Source organism: Nonomuraea sp. NPDC049421 (assembly GCF_040677005.1).
Classification (GTDB): Bacteria; Actinomycetota; Actinomycetes; order Streptosporangiales; family Streptosporangiaceae; genus Nonomuraea; species Nonomuraea salmonea.
Genome location: NZ_JBFAQA010000022.1, coordinates 86,673 through 105,248, shown reverse-complemented (window position 1 = coordinate 105,248; position 18,576 = coordinate 86,673). Strand labels below are relative to the sequence as shown.

General features: G+C 73.4%; 11 protein-coding genes. 3 read left to right on the top strand and 8 right to left on the bottom strand.

Annotated features, from left to right (window positions below):
- Window positions 1–17: 17 nt before the first annotated feature.
- From AB0K18_RS32370 to AB0K18_RS32350, 5 genes are all read right to left on the bottom strand, one after another.
- Window positions 18–1,397 (bottom strand): amidohydrolase, encoded by a 1,380-nt coding sequence (locus AB0K18_RS32370; RefSeq protein WP_364921910.1) that lies wholly within the window; start codon window positions 1,395–1,397, stop codon window positions 18–20.
- 81 nt (window positions 1,398–1,478) lie between these two features.
- Window positions 1,479–2,624: an amidohydrolase family protein gene (locus tag AB0K18_RS32365; RefSeq protein WP_364921907.1), complete on the bottom strand. Its 1,146-nt coding sequence runs from the start codon at window positions 2,622–2,624 to the stop codon at window positions 1,479–1,481.
- Between the two features lie 117 nt (window positions 2,625–2,741).
- The gene (locus AB0K18_RS32360) at window positions 2,742–6,134 is read right to left on the bottom strand and encodes a phosphodiester glycosidase family protein (RefSeq protein WP_364921904.1); all 3,393 of its coding nucleotides are present in this window, start codon (window positions 6,132–6,134) and stop codon (window positions 2,742–2,744) included.
- Between the two features lie 63 nt (window positions 6,135–6,197).
- Complete coding sequence (locus AB0K18_RS32355) at window positions 6,198–8,294, bottom strand: hypothetical protein (RefSeq protein WP_364921901.1); 2,097 nt, start codon at window positions 8,292–8,294, stop codon at window positions 6,198–6,200.
- A gap of 67 nt (window positions 8,295–8,361) precedes the next feature.
- A complete protein-coding gene (locus AB0K18_RS32350; protein WP_364921898.1) occupies window positions 8,362–10,755 on the bottom strand; it encodes a hypothetical protein in 2,394 nt (797 codons plus the stop codon).
- A 173-nt stretch (window positions 10,756–10,928) separates the two neighbouring features.
- Between AB0K18_RS32350 and pulA the strand changes: the two genes are divergently transcribed.
- The 3 genes from pulA to AB0K18_RS32335 all read left to right on the top strand — a co-directional run bounded on the left by pulA (window position 10,929) and on the right by AB0K18_RS32335 (window position 15,519).
- Window positions 10,929–13,571, top strand: a complete 2,643-nt coding sequence (gene pulA, locus AB0K18_RS32345) for a pullulanase-type alpha-1,6-glucosidase (RefSeq protein ID WP_364921896.1) — start codon at window positions 10,929–10,931, stop codon at window positions 13,569–13,571.
- Between the two features lie 202 nt (window positions 13,572–13,773).
- Complete coding sequence (locus AB0K18_RS32340) at window positions 13,774–14,361, top strand: hypothetical protein (protein ID WP_364921893.1); 588 nt, start codon at window positions 13,774–13,776, stop codon at window positions 14,359–14,361.
- Between the two features lie 435 nt (window positions 14,362–14,796).
- The gene (locus tag AB0K18_RS32335; RefSeq protein ID WP_364921890.1) at window positions 14,797–15,519 is read left to right on the top strand and encodes a VIT1/CCC1 transporter family protein; all 723 of its coding nucleotides are present in this window, start codon (window positions 14,797–14,799) and stop codon (window positions 15,517–15,519) included.
- Window positions 15,520–15,603: 84 nt separating this feature from the next.
- On the opposite strand, the gene AB0K18_RS32330 is transcribed toward AB0K18_RS32335, so the two are convergent.
- The 3 genes from AB0K18_RS32330 to zwf form a co-directional block, all read right to left on the bottom strand.
- Entirely contained in the window at window positions 15,604–16,209 is a 606-nt protein-coding gene (locus AB0K18_RS32330) for a LysE family translocator (RefSeq protein WP_364921887.1), read from the bottom strand.
- A gap of 422 nt (window positions 16,210–16,631) precedes the next feature.
- Window positions 16,632–16,991, bottom strand: coding sequence for a spore germination protein GerW family protein (locus AB0K18_RS32325; RefSeq protein ID WP_364921885.1), 360 nt, complete (start codon window positions 16,989–16,991; stop codon window positions 16,632–16,634).
- A gap of 139 nt (window positions 16,992–17,130) precedes the next feature.
- A complete protein-coding gene (gene zwf, locus AB0K18_RS32320) occupies window positions 17,131–18,576 on the bottom strand; it encodes a glucose-6-phosphate dehydrogenase (protein WP_364921883.1) in 1,446 nt (481 codons plus the stop codon).

Genomic DNA, 18,576 nt, shown 5'->3' with positions numbered 1-18,576 from the left:
CGGACTGTACGGGGGGGTCACGGGCTGGAGGCGGCCAGGTAACCCGCGAGCAGGGCCTCGGCCACCGCCCCGACCGCCTCGTCGTCCGGCAGGAACCGGGGGCTGTGCAGCCCGGCCACCGTGTCCACGCCCACGAACATCATCAGCGACGACGCCACCGCGCCGTACCTGGCGAAGTCGTCGGCCCCGCACGAACGCAGCTCGTCCGACACCGTCCAGCCCTCATGCCGCAGCCGCTCCCCCGCCCGCAGGGCGAGATCGTGGTCGTTGACGAGGATCGGCTCGCCGGGCAGGATCTCGACGTCGGCCGTGCAGCCGTACGCGCGGGCGGTGTCCCTGATCACCTGCCTGAACCTGACGTGCAGCTCCTCGCGCCAGCTCTCCGACATCGTGCGCAGGGTGCCGGTGGCCAGCGCCTCGCCGGGCACGGCGTTGGGAGTGGTGCCCGCCGTGACCGTCCCGAACGTCACCACCGTCGGCACCATCGGGTCGGCGGCCCGGCTGACGAGCTGCTGCGCGGCCACGATCACCTGCGCCATCGCGAGCACGGGATCGCGGGTCAGATGCGGGTACGCCGCGTGCCCCTCGGCCCCCGTGACCCGCACCCTGAACTCGTCGGACGACGCGTTGACCGGCCCCGGCGTGCAGGCGATCGTCCCCTCCTCCAGCACCGGCTGCACGTGCGCCCCGACCATCGCCCGCAGCTCGTGCCGGTCCAGCGCGCCGGACCGCACGACGTCCTGCGCCCCCGACGGGTACGTCTCCTCGCGCGGCTGCAGCACCACCAGCAACGGCATCGGCTCCGCCCCACGCACGACCTCGGCGACCGCCTCGGCCGCGCCTTCCATGGCGGCCTCGGCGACCTCCTCCACCACCCCGGTGGCGGCGGGGCGTGCGGAGGATCCACCGGCGGGGTCCGCGTCCGTGACCGCTTCCGCGGCGCCCTGGGCGGCGGCTTCCGTCATGACCTCCGGGGCCGCCTCCGCCGGGCCGCCGGCGGCGACCGTGGCGACGGCGCGGGCCAGGGCGACCACGGCGGCCAGGTGCACGTCGTGGCCGCAGGCGTGCATGGCGCCGTTGGTGGCGGCCCACGGCACGCCCGTACGTTCGACGATCGGTAGCGCGTCCAGCTCGCCCCGCACCCCCACGGCGGCGCCGGGGCCGCCGACGCGCAGCACGGCTCCGGTGCCCGCCACGTGCTCGACGAGGCCGTCGGGCAGCGCGTCGAGCACCTGCTTGAGCGTCGGCCCCTCCTGCCCGGACACGCGGGGCGCCGCGTGCAGCTCGCGGCGCAGGGCGACGGCCGCCGGCAGCTCCCGCCGCAGGGCGGCCCGCAGCGCCACCTCCAGCCCCGCCGCTCGATGTCCGTTCCCGGCCGCTCGTGCTGCCCCCGTCACCGTCTCTCCTCTCCCCTGAAACTGTGCAATGTCCGCATACGTGCCCTTATGGCCGTCCCATACCCGTCCCCGAAGGAACCGTCAGCCGCCCAGGCCGTAGACGCGGCGCGCGTTCTCCGCGCCGATCATGGTCGCGACGTGCACCGCCTGCGCCACCGACCACTCCTCCTCCAGCACGAACCCCCCGAGCACCCGCGCCATCCCCCTCCGCCACAGCAACGCGCCGAGATGGTGCAGCTCGGCGGGCCCCCACGCGTCGGACGAGTAGAGGATCTTCGCGAACGGCGCCACCTCCAGGCTCTCGGCCAGCAGCGCGGAACCGCGGGCCCCGACGTGGGTGAGCGCCAGCCCCACGTCGAAGAACACCGCCGGGTACGCCTGCGCCAGGTACCCGGCGTGCCGCTGGAAGGGGTAGCAGTGCAGCAGCAGCAACGGCACCCCGGTGGGCTCGGCCAGCTCGATCAGCCCGCGCAGCAGCAGCGGGTCGGACCGCTTGAGGTCGATGTCGGGGTCGCCGTACCCGATGTGGAACTGCAGCGGCAGGCCCCGTTCGAGCCCCGTCCAGATGAGGTGACACACGAGCACCGGGTCGCGCAGCCGCCCGCCCTCCGCGAGCCACCGCCCGGCCGCCGCGGCCACCTCGTCGGCGGACGGCGGCGCCGGGTCGAAGTCGAGCCCGCACCGGTAGGCGGCGACGGTCTTGAGCCCGCGGGCGCCCCCGGTCCGCTCCCACAGCGCCTCGGCGAACCGCCGCCCGAACTCCCCCGCCCCGCACCCGGCGGCGGCGAGCTGCTCGGCCACGCTCTCCAGCCGCACCACCTCGTCGGCGGGCGCCCCGCTCGCCTCGGCCATCCCGGAGGGGCCGAGCAGCTCCTCGGCGCGGTAGCCGGTCTCGACCAGGAAGTGACCGACGCCGGACGCGCCGAGCAGCAGCCGGTTGGCCTCGTGCGCGCCGATCCTGGCCCGCCTGGCGAGATACTCCTCCGGCGCGCAGAACGGCTCGAGGCCGAGCACGGGAGCGCAGTGGCGCAGCACGGCGAATCCGAGCTGGGAGTCGAAGCGCGTCATCCAGTCGGGCACCGGCCGGTCGGACTCGCCGAGCAGCTCCTCGAACGCGGTGCGCGACAGGTCGTGCGAGGTGGCCCCGTGCACGTGGTGGTCCACCAGCGGCAGCTCCTCCAGCACGCGGGCCAGCCCGGCGGGCACGACTTCGAGCTCCATCGACATCGCCGGTCCTCCCGATCAGACGGCGCTGATTCGATCTCGTACCCGCCCGCCGAGGCCCCCAACACAGGGGCGGGCCCCCGGGAGACGTTCCCAGGGGCCCGCTGCAAAGGGGGAAGGTCAGGCGGCGGCCCTGGCGGTCAGGGCGACCGTCGCCTGGCGGGTGACGCCGTTGACGGTGACGGCGACGGTGACCTGGCCGGGCCGGAGCGCGGTGAGCGTGCCGGTGGCCGGGTCGAGGACGGCGACGTGCCGGGGCTTGGCCGAGGCGCGGCCGCCGACGTGCAGGTTGGGCGAGCCCGACCAGGTGACCGACACCGGGTAGGCGGCGGGCACCGTCCGGCCGTCCTGGACGACGGACGCGCTGACGGCGGCGGGCCTGCCGACCGCGACGCTCGCGGGCGCGGTGAGCGTCAGCTCGTCCACGTGCGGGCGCACCTGCGTGCCGATCCAGGTGGGCGCGTCGGTGAACCAGCTCCGCCTGACCAGCTCGGCCTCGGCCTTGCTGACCGGGTCGACGCCCCAGAGGGACCAGCCGGTGAAGCCGCCGTCGTCGGGCGCGGTGGCCGGGTTCTTGCCGGAGTTGCCGTTGATGAAGTACGGCACCGCGTCCACGTGCTCGGCGTGGAACGTCCCGACGTGCCCGCCGATGAACGCGGCCCCCTTGCCGGTCTCGCGCTGGAAGGCGGCCAGCCAGTCCTCGACCAGCGCGGCCTCCTTGCGGTCGCCGAGCTGGCTGCCCTTGCCCGGCGTGGGGTCGCGCGGCGGCACGTGGAACAGCACCGCGACCGACCCGATCGAGGAGTCCTTCGCCGCCTTGTCGAGCTGGTCGCGCAGCATCGCCACCTGGTCGAAGCCGCCGCCCCTGAGGGTCAGGCGCGAGGTGTCCAGCGTGATGAAGCGGGTGCCCTTGTGGTCGAAGGTCCGGTACGTGTCGCCGAAGACGGCCTTGAAGTTGTCGATCTGGCCGCCCATCACCTCGTGGTTACCCGGGATGTAGTGATATTTCACCGTCCCGCCCAGTTCCTCGTCCAGGATCTTCTTCGCCAGCGCGAAGTCCTCCGGCGACGCCTCGTCCACCAGGTCACCGTTGATGAGAAGGAAGTCAGGCTCGGCGGCCTTGATCTCGCGCAGCGTGCGCCGCGCGTTCTTCACCAGGTCGCTGTCGGGGTCCCTGGCCACGAACTGCGCGTCCGACATGACCGCGAAGCGCCACGGCATGTCCGCCACGTCCGCCTTGACCACGGGGTCGGCGACCTTGGGCGCGGCCGGGCTCTCCACCGACGGCGGCACCTTGGCCACCAGCCCGTCGATCATGATCTCGTTGGTGTACGAGGCGTCGGCCTTGGTCTCGGCGACGTAGAAGCGGCGCAGCTTGAGCGGGTGGTTGACGCCCGGCGGCACCGGGAACTCGACGTAGCGCCAGCCGGTCCACGTCATGTACGGCCCGCGCAGGATCTGCGACTGCCCGAGCCCGTCGTAGAACTCCAGGCTGGGCCATTCGCCCTTGCCGGTGGAGTTGATCCACAACCCGAACGCCTGCGGCTGCCCCTCGACGACCAGCTGCCCGGGCGGGCTGGCGTAGGCGGCCCTGGTGGCGGTGGAGGTGGTGAAGTCGTAGGAGAGCTTCAGCCCGCCGCCGTCGTGGCCGGGCGCGGCCGACAGGGAGCCGGTGGCGCGGGCGGCGGCGAACGTCCACTTCGCGGCGTCCTCGAAGTCGGCCACCTGCTTGTCCTCGAACCCGACGGTCACCGGCACGGCGGTGCTGAGCTTGCCGACCTTGGCGGTGATCAGCCCGGAGCCGGTGGCCTGGCGCGCCTTGACGGTGAAGTAGCCGTGCTCGGCGGCGGTGACCTCGAAGAGGTTCTTGTCGTAGGAGAGCTTGAGGTCAGCGGGCTCGATGGGCGCGGAGTTGCCGTTGCGGTCGTAGCCGACGACGCCGAAGGCGGCCGTGCCGTCCTGGCCGGCGATGCCGACGCGGTCGGCGGTGGCGCCGAGCCGCTCCAGCGGCTGCAGCACGGTCAGCTCGATCTCGCCCTTGGCCTTGCCGCGGGCGGCGGTGACCGTGGTCTGCCCCGGCAGCAGGGCGTGGAAGCGGCCGTCGCGGACGACGCCGTGCACGGCCGGCTTCGCGCGCCAGGACGGGGCGCCCGCGGCGGGGCCGTACGTCTCGTCGTAGCCGGCCGCGGTCAGCCGCCTGGTCAGGCCGGGGAAGACGCGGTCGGGACGGCCGCCGCCGACGGGGGCGGCGCCGGGCGCCTTGGCCGGGTCGGAGGCGGTCTCCACCCAGAAGCCCTTGAGCTTGCCGCTGCCCTCGGGCGCGTAGAGTGCCAGGCCGTTGGGCACGTGGCGCTCGCCGCCGTCGGACGGGCTGTTCTCCACCTGCACGTCGGCGGAGCCGGGCTCGCGGGCCAGCATCGTGGAGGAGCCGCCGCCGTCGAGGTTGAGCGCGTCGGCCGCGCCGAGCTCCTTCATCATGGCGGCCAGCTCGTTCAGGGTGACGCCGCGGCTGTCGGTCTGGCGGCCGTCCACGGTGAGCAGGTACATCTTCCCGCCGTCGGCGGAGAAGCCGACCGCGGTGCGGGGGTGCGCGGCGGTGTCGGTGGAGTTCTGCACCACGCCGTCCTTGAGCAGCACCCAGTTGCCGCCGACGGCCGCCTTGACGGACTTACCGTCGGATGGCTTGGGCCGGTACTTCACGTCCACCTTGTCGCCGGGCCTGAGCGCGGCCACGGCGGCGGCGCCCGCGTCGCGGCCGAGCAGGATCGTGCTGCCGGCCGGGATGGGGCCGCTGCCCGCGGCGTCGCGTACCTCGGAGACCACGCCGTCCACCAGCACGGCCTCGGCGACGGCGGTGGCGCCCTCGACGGCGCGGGCCCGCGTGTACGAGCCCCACAGCGGCGTGAACAGCCCGACGCCGTCGCGCTGAACGATCTGGTTGAACTGGGTCAGCGCGATCGGCGTGCCGCCGGCCGGGGTGGCGGTGCCCTCGAAGTACATCGCGAGCACCCGGCCGACGCCGTCGCCGGAGATCGCGACGGCCTTCTCGTGGCCGGCGATCGGCGACTGGACGAGCGTGCCGTTCTGCACGCCGACGCCCTGGGCGGCGCCGGAGTTGTTGATGTCGAAGAAGTCGCCGTTGACGGCCGCGACCGCGCGCGAGCGCCTGGCGGGGCCGGACAGCGGCTCGGTCTTCGACACCTCGCCGGAGAAGACGTAGTCGGCCTTGACGCTGCCGAGGTCGGCGGTGACGGCGTCGGCGCGCAGCCAGCCCAGCTCGTCGAAGGAGTCGAAGGAGGTCAGGGAGATGCCGGGCGCGACCGGCCGGGTGGTCTTGGCGGTCTCCAGCCGCCGGCCTTCAGCGGTCTTGGCGAGCAGTGTGGAGGAGGCGGGGTAGGACGACGCCTGGGACGCGTCCTCTGCGGGAGAGACGGGATCGGCCTGCGCGGGCGCGCTGATGGCCACAGGGGCTAACACGAGCGCGGCGGCGGCCAGCAATCGGAGGGTCTGCACGCCCCGAATGCAATCGCTCGTGGTTATAACTTTCAAGGCTTTGGCATGAACTAAAAGAAAATTTCAGATCTTGGTTGCGACGCGCTCCCCCACGGCGTCCCCCGGAGGCTCCTCCTCCTGCCCCGCCAGCTCCGGCAGCCGGACGCCCGCGTGCAGCACCAGCGGCACCGCCAGCGCCACCACCATGGACAGCACCGCCGTCCCCGAGTCGTTGACCAGCATGCCGACGACGCCGCTGGCCAGCGCCCCGAGTAGTCCGGCACGCAGCATCGGCAGCCGCTCGAACGCCAGCGGCACCACGCCCGCGCTCACCTTGCCGGGCCGCAGCACGGCGAAGACCAGGAAGATCAGCCCGGCCATGACGATCGGCATGAGGTTGGGCGAGAGCAGGGTGTTGAGCATGGCGCCCAGCTTGCGCGCGATCATCGGCAGGAACGTGCCGTCGAGCACCATCCCCACGAACCTGCCGAGGTGCGTCTGCGCGGCCGGCGGGCGCAGGTGGTCGAGGACGGCGATGACCGACACGGCCACCCCGCCGAGCACGCAGAACCCGGCCAGCTTCAGCAGCGACACCTTGCGGCCCGCGACCAGCAGCGCGGTCACCGCGATGCCCGGCACGAACGCGATCACGCCGCCGAAGTCGCTGCCCACGCCGGGCCAGCCCGCCAGCAGCATCGCCACCACGCCGGGCACCACCACCCCCGCCACGGCCGCGCGCCGCCGCCCGGCGCGTAGGAGGTGCTGGGCGGCGATCGCCGAGCACATGAGCACGGAGGTGACGAGCAGCGCGAACGGGATGTTCGCCAGGCCGTAGAAGCGCCCGCCGACCACGGCGGTGTAGCCCATGAGGCTGTTGAACTGCAGCGTCGTGCCGGTCAGCAGGTCGGCCACGAGCACGGCCGCGGTGATCGCGGTGACCGCGGCGGGCGGGCCGAGCGGGTCGCGCCGCCACGGGCCGAGCAGCGCCACGGCGGCGATCGTGGCCGTCATGGCCAGCACCGCGCCGATCAGCGTCGCCACCGGGTAGGGGCTGCGGTCCCACGGCAGCACGTTCACCGCGTACGTCGCGACGGGCACGCAGGCCGGCACGACCGCGACGGCCCCCACCAGGGCGAGCCTGCGGCGCTTCGACAGCAGGAGGTACGCCCCCACGTAGAAGGCCACCTGGAGGATCGCGTAGGCGGTGAAGAACCAGCCGGTCATGCCGCGTACGGAGGTCCCCGCCACGTCGGCCCTGACCAGGTCGGCGGGCGTGACGGGGTCGCCGAGCCGCCACGGCACCCCGACGACGCCGGACGGCGGCGTGATGCCGGCGGCGCCCAGGAGGGTGGGCGTGATGTCGGGCAGCACCACGAGGTCGTCGCGCATGGTCGAGCCCGCCCCGATGGACGGCCCGGCCTCGCCGGTGACCGCGTCGGTGCCCGCCCGCCGCCACAGCACGGCGCGCAGGTGCGGCACCGAGCCGTGGTCGCCGATGCCGGCCAGCACGACCTCGGTGTCCGCGGGCAGCCGGTCGAGCGCCGCGCCGACCTCGGCGTCGGCCTGGCGGGCCAGCTCGCGGCGCTGCTCGGGCGAGATCACCTCGGGCTCCTGCGGCAGCCTGCCGTCCTCGAGGTAGGGCTGCACGAGCGCGGCGACGTCGACGGCCAGCACCCGGCAGCGCGACCAGTCGGAGAGCCCGGCGGGCTCTGAGGCGTAGAGGTCGACCCTGCCCTGCTGGTCGGCCAGCGCCACCGCGGCGCCCCTGCCGACGGCGGCCGTGCAGTGGCCCGCGGCGTGCACGGCGCCGCCGAGCGCGCCGGCGTACATGCCGTTGGTGGTGGCGCGCAGCTCGGGCACCTCGGGCACGACGGCGCCCGCGCCCTGCGCGATCGGCTCCGGCGGCAGGCCGCAGCGGCGGCCGACGGCCTGGCGCACGCCCGCCGACACGCTCAGCCACCCGTCGTAGGGGCAGGTGACGGTGCCGACGGCCTTGACCGAGAGCGACCCGAGCGCGCTCTGCCCGGCCAGCTCCCACATGCGCGGGGTGTCACGCGGGTCGAGGTCGTCCCAGAGCAGCCCCGGCACGCCGATGAAGGCGACCCTGCCGCCCTCCGGGGCGGCATCGGCAGCGGGAGGCGTGACCCATAACCCCGCGAACAGCACCACAAGGAAGAGCACCCACCGCACCGTCAGCCCCCATGGCTCACCGACTCCGGACCGCGGGACACCCTACAGTGCGGGACCGTCAGACGGCGCGCTCGACGGTGATGAGCCTGGTCAGGGCCTCGTCGTAGAGCGGGTCCAGCCAGTACGCGGTGTGCCGGCGGGTCTCGGGCAGCGGCTCGCCGGGGCCGGGCCTGCGCGGGTCCCAGCAGAACCGGTCGACGGCGTCCTGCTCACCACCCGCCAGGGGATCGACGCGGCGGAAGGCGGGGCCGCCGATGGGGTCGCTCAGGCGGTAGAGGTTGCACCACGTCACCGCCTCGCGTACCGCCGTCAGTCCCCTGCCGCCGAAGTAGGCGGGGAAGTAGGCGGCGTACAGGCGGCGCAGCGGCGAACCGTGCGTGAGCAGCCGCACGCGCCGCCGGGTCTCCGGATCGAGCTGCAGCACCACGGCGGCGGCGATGACGCTGCCCTGGCTGTGTCCCGACAGCACGACCTGGTCGCCGTCCTTCGCGGCCAGCCTGCAGACCCTGGCGACCAGCTCGGGCACGACCCGCTCGGTGTAGCAGGGCGGCGCGAGGGGGTGGATGGCGCGCGGCCAGAACGTGGCGATGTCCCACAGGATGCCGATCGTCCTGCGCAGCCGGGCGTCGCTGTACGTACGCCGCCCGACCAGCACCAGCGTCACCACGGCCGCCACCATGACCCAGCCGCCCGCCGAGGCGAGCAGGCCCGAGACGCCGCCTCCTGGGGTGAAAGGACCGAGCCGGTGCAGCACGGTCACCACCGCCGATCCGGCCGCGCCGAGCGCGGTGAGCACGCCCAGCACCAGCCCGGCCCGGTCGGTGAGCGCGGCCAGCGCCCACGCGCTCGCGACCGTCTCCGCGTCGTCGCGCTCGCCGTAGTAGGGCTTCAGCGCGGGCGCCAGCCGGGCCGCCGCCGCCTTCCTGATCAGCCAGAGCACGCCCGCCAGCGCGAGGAGGCCGAACGCGAGCAGCGGCACCAGGGCCGCCGTCCACCAGGCGGAGTCGTCGATCAGCAGCGCCCGCTCCAGCGGGCCCGGCTCGGCGGCGGTGCCGGGGACGCCGAAGAACGCGGCGGTCCAGAACAGCAGGCCGAGCGCCAGCACGTTCGCGGTGCCCACGGCCACCATGAGCACGAACCAGGCCGCCATCCCGGCCATCGCCCGCGGCCCGCCCTCCTCGTCCTCGGCGGCGCGGGCCAGGGCGAAGGTGGTGACCAGGAGGAACAGCCCGAGGCCGACGGTGAGCGCGTACTGGAACGCTCCAATGCCGGCACCGGGGAGTTGCCAGGCGAGCGTGCCACCCTCCCCCGGCTCCAGACCCGCCAGCGCGGCGCCGGCGGTGGCGACGAACACCACCGGCGCCGCCGCCCGCAACGCCCGGCACGAGGCGTCGAGCAGCACCGGCGTACGCCGCCCCGCCTGCGGATCGACCCGGCGGGCGATGCACGGCAACGTCACCAGCACGGCGGCGGCGAGCAGGATCGCGGCGTTGGCGACGGTCAGCACGAGCCCCACGGCCGTACCGGAGAACGGCGCCGCCACCGCCACCCCGATGGAGGCGACGGCGAAGGCCACATGCACCACCCGCAGCCGCCACACCGGCGCCCCGCCATGCCACAGCCTTGGCCTCCCCAACAGCACCCCGCCGCCGGACCGCACACCACCACCCGGCCGCTCCCCCGCACCCGGCTGCGCGCCGCCGCCCGGCCGCTCCCCCACCCGCTCACCGCCCGGCTGCTCTCCCGCGGCCGGTGCGGGAGGTGGGGTGTCGTCCGTCTGGGTGCGGGGGGCGGGGACGCCGGCCGCAGGCGGGGTGGCGGGTCCGTCCGGTGGGCGGGTGTTCTCGTCGCGGCGCCACGTGCGCCGGGCGAGCCACCACAGCAGGACCACGATCGTCAGCGGCAGCAGCGACGTGACCGCCAGCCGCCGGGACGGCTCGTCGCCCCAGAGGACGGCGAGCCACCGCACCCAGACGGGCGCGGTGTCGGCGGCGCAGGCCCGGCCGGAGGCGGTGCACTGCCAGCCGATGAGATCGACGCCGACCCGGGTGACCGCGCCGACCAGCGTGCCGGTGAGCAGCAGCGCGAACAGCCGCTGCCCCGCCTCGGTCACGTGCCGCAGCCGCCTGGCCCCGGCGGGTCTGGGGAGCATGAAGTAGGCCAGGTTGGCGAGCGAGAAGGGCAGCAGGAGCAGCCACAGCGCGATGGCCCGCCCGCCGGAGGTGAGGTTGCCCCAGGCGTAGGCCTCGCGGTGACGCACACCGGGCACGTCGGCGTGCTCTCCGGTCGGCGGCCCGCCCTCCCACCAGCGGCGATAGAACCCGGTGGTGCCGTCGCCGGCGACGAGCCTGGGGTGGGGATGGGCGAGGATGCCGGACGGCGGCGTGCCCGAGACGCCGTGCACGCGCAGCTCGGTCACACCGTCGCAGGTCTCGTCGAGAAAACCGTCCACCAACCCAGCATCTAATCACTTACTGTGATTGGTCAAATACTGGTCGTGTTCGCGGTCATGGTCACGCTGCGGCAAACATGGCAAAGAGGAGTATTCCGGGGCGCTTCGCTTCACCGCCGCTCAGGTGGGAACGAGGACGCTGTGGCGTCCGTACGGGGGTGCGGGGGTGCCCGATGGGCGAGGGGGCGGAGAGCCTGAGAGACATCATTCGCAGACGCGACGACAGGGAAGCGCCGCAGGAGCGCCCTGCCGAGGGGAACGACGAGCGCCTCAGTGAGGCCAGGGCGCACTGGATCGACCGCGACACCGTGGTCTGGCCGGGCGAGCCGGCCTGCCAGGAGGGGGCGTTCCTGGTCTTCCACCCCGGCGACGTGCCGTGGGGCCACGGCGAGCAGGACTGCGGGGCCTGCCTGATCCGGCTGATGCCGGGCAGGCTCACCGGGCAGCAGCGCGTCAGGTGGCCGCACCTGGCCGGGCATCCGGCGTACAAGGTGGATCCGCAGGACGCCGACCTCGTCCCTGAGGCGCTGCGCGGCCAGGTGGTGGCCGTGCGGCGCGATCCCGAGGGCCGGGTCGAGGCCGTGACCGGCGTGCAGCTGCCCGGCGTCCTCGACGACCTGTACGCGGCCGCCGCCGGCGCCGTGCTGGGGCCGTCGGGGAAGATGTTCCCGAAGCTGGCGGTGTGGGCGCCGACCGCGCGGAAGGTCGAGCTGGCCCTGTACGGCCCCACGGGGCGACGGGTGCACCGCATGCGGCGCGACGACGAGACCGGCGTGTGGACGGTGCACGGGCCGCCCGCCTGGTGGGGGCTGGAGTACACCTACCTGGTGACCGTCCACTCGCCCGACGCGGGGGCGGTGGTGACGAACGAGGTCACCGACCCGTACGGCGTGGACGTCACCGCCGACGGCCGGCGCAGCAGGATCATCTGCCTGACCAGGGCGGCGCTCAAACCGCCCGGCTGGGACCGGCACGCCGCGCCGCCGCCGGTGCCGCAGCACCGGGCGGTGGTCTACGAGCTGCACGTCCGCGACTTCTCCGCCGCCGACCCGACCGTGCCGGAGGAGCTGCGCGGCACGTACGCGGCCTTCGCCCTCGACTCCGACGGGACGCGCGAGCTGCGCGCCCTGGCCGCCGACGGGGTCACGCACGTGCACCTGCTGCCGGTGTTCGACGTGGCGACCATCCCCGAGCGGCGCGAGGACCGTACCGAGCCTCCCGCCGGCGAGCTGGCCGCGCTGCCGCCCGACTCCGAGCGGCAGCAGGAGATCGTGGCCCGCACCGCCGGCACCGACTCCTACAACTGGGGCTACGACCCGCTGCACTACACGGTGCCGGAGGGTTCGTACGCGACCGACCCGGACGCCCGCGTCCGCGAGTTCCGCGCCATGGTGGCCGCGCTGCACGATGCGGGGCTGCGCGTCGTCATGGACGTCGTCTACAACCACACCCACTCCACCGCCGTGCTCGACCCCATCGTGCCCGGCTACTACCACCGGCTGCTCGACGACGGCTCGCTCGCCACCTCCACCTGCTGCGCCAACACCGCCCCCGAGCACCTCATGATGGGCAAGCTCGTCGTCGACTCCGTCGTCACCTGGGCCCGCCACTACCGCGTCGACGGCTTCCGCTTCGACCTCATGGGCCACCACCCGAAGTCCAACCTGCTCGCCGTCCGCCGCGCGCTCGACGCGCTCACGCCCGCCGCCGACGGGGTCGACGGGAAGTCGATCATCCTGTACGGGGAGGGGTGGAGCTTCGGCGAGGTGGCCGGTGACGCCAGGTTCGTGCAGGCCGCTCAGGCCAACCTGGCGGGCACCGGCATCGCGACGTTCAACGACCGGCTGCGCGACGCGGTGCGTGGCGGCGCCCCCTTCGACGCCGACCCGCGCGTGCAGGGGTTCGGCTCGGGGCTGGCCGGCGCACCGAACGGCGCCCCCGTCAACGGCGGCCCCGACCAGCAGCGCGAGCGGCTGGCCCGCTACTGCGAGCTCATCAAGGTCGGGCTCACCGGCGCCCTGGCCGGTTACGTGCTGCCGTCCGGGCGGGCGGGCTCGGAGATCTGGTACAACGGCATGCCCGCCGGATACACCGCCGCGCCGGGCGAGGCGGTCGCGTACGTGGACGCGCACGACAACGAGACCCTGTACGACGCGCTGGCGTACAAGCTGCCGCAGGGCACGCCGATGGCCGACCGGGTGCGCATGCAGGTGCTGTCGCTGGCCGTGGTGCTGCTGGCGCAGGGCATGGCGTTCCTGCACGCGGGCAGCGAGCGGCTGCGCTCGAAGTCGCTCGACCGCAACTCCTACGACTCCGGCGACTGGTTCAACCGGCTGCTGTGGGACTGCGCGCAGGGCAACGGCTTCGGCGCGGGGCTGCCGCCGCGGCGCGACAACGAGGCCCGCTGGCCGTACGCCCGCCCGCTGCTCGCCGACCCCTCCCTGCGGCCCGGTCCCGCCGACATCAGGGCCGCCCGCGCCATGGTCGGCGAGCTGCTGCGGATCCGGTCCTCGACGCCGGCCTTCGCGCTCGGGACGGCCGAGGAGGTGCGGCGGCGGCTGACGTTCCCGGAGTCCGCCGAGGGAGTGATCACGATGCGCATCGACACCTCGGGCCTGGACGAGCGGTGGCGGTCGGTCACGGTGGTCTTCAACGCCACGCCGTCACCTCAGGCCCAGGCCGCCGGTTCGCACGTCACGCTCCATCCCGTCCAGGCGGAGTCGGCCGATCCGGTCGTACGGTCGTCGTCGTACGACCCGCACAGCGGCACGCTGACCATTCCGGCCCGCACGGTCGCCGTCTTCGTGGAGCCGTAAAGGGTGGTTCATCCGCGTTGGAGTGTGGCCGTACGGGGTAGAGGGAACGTTCATCGCATCACTGGCATTGAGCCGCACGACGGCGCAGACTGGATAGACGGCGATCGCGTGGAGCAGTGGAGCACCCGTGGACAATCACCTTGATCACCTGCCGGTCCTTTCCCGAGGCAGGCATCGCAACCCGAAACGCGGTGCCTGCTTCATGGAACTCGCCTCCTACCTGGCCGGCGAGCGCTGGAGCGACCACCCGGCCTGCACACATCCGCTGCTGGCCGCGCTCGCCAGGCTCGTCAACGACAACACCGACGACGAGAACCGGGCCAAGCTCGTCCATCTCGTACCGTCCATCATCGGCCTGAACAGCGACGACCTGCGCGTGGACGCGCAGATCGCGCTGCGCTGCGCCACCACCGCCCTGCCGGTCGCCGCCGCCGAACGCCAGCTCGCGCTGGCCGTCTCGGTGCTCGCGGCCGAGGAGATGCTCGCCCGCCTCGACGGGGCGCCGTCCGGACGGATGAGCGAGCGCAGCCGCCGCGCGATGGCCGAGGTCCCGCACGCGGCCGAACAGGCCCGCCGCTTCAGCCGCGCCGCCCGCATCACGGAGAAGGGCTTCCGCCGCTACGCCGCTCCGAACGCGGTGCAGCTGGCGGTGGTGGGCATCGTCCAGGCCTGCATCCAGGACCCGGACGCCCTGCTCCGCAGGCTGCTGGAGGAGACCATCGAGGAATGCGCCACCCTCATCCACCCCGCCACGACTGAAGCCCCGGCCCCGACCCCGGCCCACGCCTGACACCTCAGGTCCGCAGCCTCCTTCTTCGGGTGCGGGCCTGACACGTCAGGTCCGCAGCCTCGTTCTTCGGGTGCGGGGGCGTCACCCGTACCCGGCACCTGGCGGCCGCGGCCGCACGTCGAAATCGGGCATTCACCAGCCGCGCGCCGTGACCCCTTCGCAGGGCCGTCCGGCACCGTCCGAGGGCCGCCGATGGACGGTTGAAGCGGTCACCGATGGACAGTCGAACCGACCACCGATGACCCCGATGTAGGGGGGACGGTTGGAGCGGTCACTGATGGGCGGTTGGAGCGATGTCACCCTCCATGACCGGGCGAGCACGGAACACCGAAAAGCCCGTCAACACCGCAGGTCAGGCAAGGCTCGCCTTCGTTGCGGATCTTGTGGAGCATATGCCACATTTTTCATGAGAGATCCGAAATCGGAGGAAAACGTATGACGATCGAGCTCGCTCGTCCGCACTCTCCCGAGCAGCACCACACCCACCGGGACGTGACCGGTGGATGGCTGCGGCCGGCGGTGTTCGGGGCGATGGATGGGCTCGTGTCCAACTTCGCGCTGATCGCCGGAGTGGTCGGCGCGGCGGGGGCCGGGCAGGGGGCGGTGCTGGCCGGGTTCGCGGGGCTGTTCGCCGGTGCGTGCTCGATGGCGGCCGGCGAGTACACGTCCGTGAAGTCCCAGACCGAGCTGATGCGGGCGGAGATCGCGGTCGAGCGCCGCGAGCTGGCCCGCAACCCGGTCGGCGAGCGCGCCGAGTTGGTGGCGCTCTACCGCTCACGGGGCCTCGACGCCGAGCTGGCCGAACGGGTGGCCGACGGCCTGTCCGCGGACCCCGAGCAGGCGCTGCGGGTGCACGTCCGCGAGGAACTCGGCGTGGACCCCGACGACCTGCCGTCCCCGTACGTGGCCGCCGGCTCGTCGTTCTGCGCCTTCGCCGCCGGGGCACTGGTGCCACTGGCACCGTTCCTGTTCGGGGCGTCCGGGCTGATGGTGGCGCTGCTGGTGAGTGTGATCGCCCTGTTCGGCTTCGGCGCGGTCGTAGCGGTCCTGACGGCCCGGCCATGGTGGCTGGGCGGCCTACGCCAACTCGCCCTGGGCGTAGGCGCCGCCATGGTCACCTTCGGCCTGGGCCACCTCCTAGGCGTCGCCATCGCCTGACGCACAAGCCGTACGGGCTGGGCGAACGACACAGCCCCGCATGACGCGAACGCGCGCACCACACCGCGCGTTCGCGTTGCGCGGTCAGGGGCGGGTGGAAGTGGCGAGTTTGATACCAAGGCCCACCAGGGCCACGCCGGTCAGGGCGTCCACCGCGCGGCGTACGTTCGGCCGGGCGAACAGTTCGCGCAGGGCTCCCACCACGTTGGCCACCACCAGGAACCAGGCGACCGTGCCGACCAGCGCCACCACCGAGAGCGCCGCCACCGGCGCCCCGGCTCCGATGAACTGCGGCACCAGCGCCACGAAGAACAGGGCGGCCTTCGGGTTGAGCACGTTGGTCAGGAAGCCCTCCATGAACGCGGCCCCCGGCCCCCGCCTGCCCGTGTCCGGGACGTCCAGCCGCAGGGTGCCGCCACCGCGCCAGGCCGCGACCAGCGACCGTACGCCGAGATAGAGCAGGTAGGCCGCGCCGACCACCTTGACGACGGTGAAGGCGGCGGCGGACGCCGCGAGCAGCGCGGCCACCCCGGTGGCTGCGGCGACCACCCAGGCGAAGACACCCACCGCGATTCCAGAAGCGGCGGCCATCCCGTGCACGCGCCCGGAAACGGCCGAACGCCGCACGACCACGGCGAAGTCGGGCCCAGGCGACATCGCCCCGAGCACCACCACACCACCAAAAGCCACAACCTGCCCCAAAGCCGTCACCCGCCCACCCTACGACCTCCCCTCCAACCACCCCACCCGCTGCCCAGCCTCATTCACCCACCTCGGGCCAACGAAGCCAGCCGGTCCGACTCCGATAAGGCAAGCCGGCAGCACACCGCCGGAAGGCGACAGGACCCACCTCACCGAGCCCCGAACAACGAAACCGACCTCGCCAACCCTCGGAAAGCAACCGGCACCGCCGGCCTTGAAGCGGGAGGCAGGGTGGTCTCGCCGGTCTTCGGCCCGAGGGGTGGGCCTGTTCGGCTGAGGTGCGGAGTGGAGGCGTGGGGGTCGGAGGTTGCTCTTGAGAGCGGGGTCCGGTTTCGGCCGGGTCTCGGTGGGAGTGCAGGTCTGTCACCGTGGACCCGGCGTTCTGAGGGGTTGGCGGCGGGGGTGTCGGGTCAGCGCTTGCGGCGGCGGCGTTTCAGGATGGAGCGCAGGGTCCAGAGCAGGACTACTGCGACGAACTGGCCGCCGATGACGATGCGGTTGACGTCGATCGCGGGGCGCCACAGGGCCTCGCCGTCCTTCAGGACGAAGACACCGGCAGGGGTGGCGCTGTAGCCGAAGCCGCCGCCGCTGCCGCCGCCGCCGCCTTCGTCGCCTTTCTCGCCCGTGCCCTGGCCCTGCCCTCCGCCGCCGCCCTGAGCGACCCTGGCGACCGGGATGACGACGATGTCGCCGTGCCGGACGGGCTCGCCGAAGACCCGGCTGACCGTCGCGGCGTCCTTCGACTTCTCGACCAGTTCGATGAGGTCCATGACCCCATCGTCACCCCCGGACGTCGCCCCGTCGAGCGCGGCACGGACGGCCCCCATGCGGACCGCCCTCACGAGGACGGTCCTCGCAAGGGTGTGCCCGTGCGCGCTGCGCCCGTCGTGGTTCGGTCGACGTCGTGGGTCAGTCGAAGGTGGTGGAGATTTTGTGCCAGCCGCCCGGGGCGATGTCCGCCGCCGGCGCGGGGCCCCAGGTGCCGGGGTCGTACGGCAAGGGTGGCTCCGGCAGGTCGAGGAGGGGCTGGACGATGCGCCAGGACTCCTCCACCAGGTCGAACCTGGCGAACCTGCGGGGGTCGCCGCTGACCGCGTCGGCGAGGATGCGTTCGTAGGCGGCGTCCATCGGACCGAGCTCTTTGGTGAAGTCGACGCTGACCGGCACCGGGCGGGTGTGTTGCTTGCCGGGCTCCTTGGCCAGGAGGTCGAAGGTGACGCCGGCGTCGGGTTGCAGGCGGAAGCGGATGAGGTTGGGGCTGCCGGGTGCGTGGGCGTCGCTGAACATGGTGACCGGCGGGCGGCGCAGCTCGGCGACGACCTCGAGGTCGGTGGTGGGCAGCGCCTTGCCGGAACGGATGCACCAGGGCACGCCGGCCCAGCGCCAGTTGTCGATGTGGGCGCGCAGGGCGACGTAGGTCTCGGTGGTGGAGCCGGGGCGCACGCCGTCGGTGTCGAGGTAGCCGGTGTATTGGCCGCGTACGACGTCGGCCGGGTCGATGGTCTGCACGGCTCGCAGCACCCGCCACTTCTCGTCGAGCGTGGCCCGGGCGTCGGTGGACGGCGGCGGGTCCATCGCGAGCAGGGCGAGGAGCTGCAGCAGGTGGTTTTGCACGACGTCGCGGACGGTGCCGTTGGCGTCGTAGAAGGCGCCCCGGTCGCGTACGTCGAAGTCTTCGGCCATGGTGATCTGGATGCTGCGGATGTAGGAGCGGTTCCAGATGGGCTCCAGCAGCATGTTGGCGAACCTGAAGACCAGGAGGTCCTCGACCGGCTCCTTGCCGAGGAAGTGGTCGACCCGGCGCAGGTGGTCTTCGTCGAAGTGCTGGAGCAGCTGGTCGTTGAGCGCGCGGGCGGAGCCGAGGTCGTGGCCGAACGGTTTCTCCACGATGAGCCGCGCGTCGTGGTTGAGGCCCGCCCCGGCCAGCCCCTCGGCGACGGGGGCGAACAGGGCGGGCGGCACCGCGAGGTAGTGGACGAGAAAGCCCTTGCCCCGGACCTCGTCGGCCAGCCGGGCGAAGGTGCCGGGGTCGCGGTAGTCGCCCGCGACGAGCCGCAGGTTGCCGGCCAGCCGGTCGAACGCGGCGTCGCGCGGCCCCCCGCACGCCTCGCGGGCGTGCTCGCGCAGCCCGTCGAGGTCGAGGTCGGTCCTGGCGACGCCGATGATCGGCAGGTCGAGCCGGCCGCCGGCGGTCAGGCGGTAGAGGGCCGGCAGCAGCATCTTGCGGGCGAGGTCGCCGGTGATGCCGAACAGCACCAGCGCCCCCGCCGCACCGGACTCCTTGCCTGGCGCCGCACCCGCCGCGGCGGGCGGGACGGATGTGGCCGGTGTCGCGGACTCCCCCGTGGCGTTCAT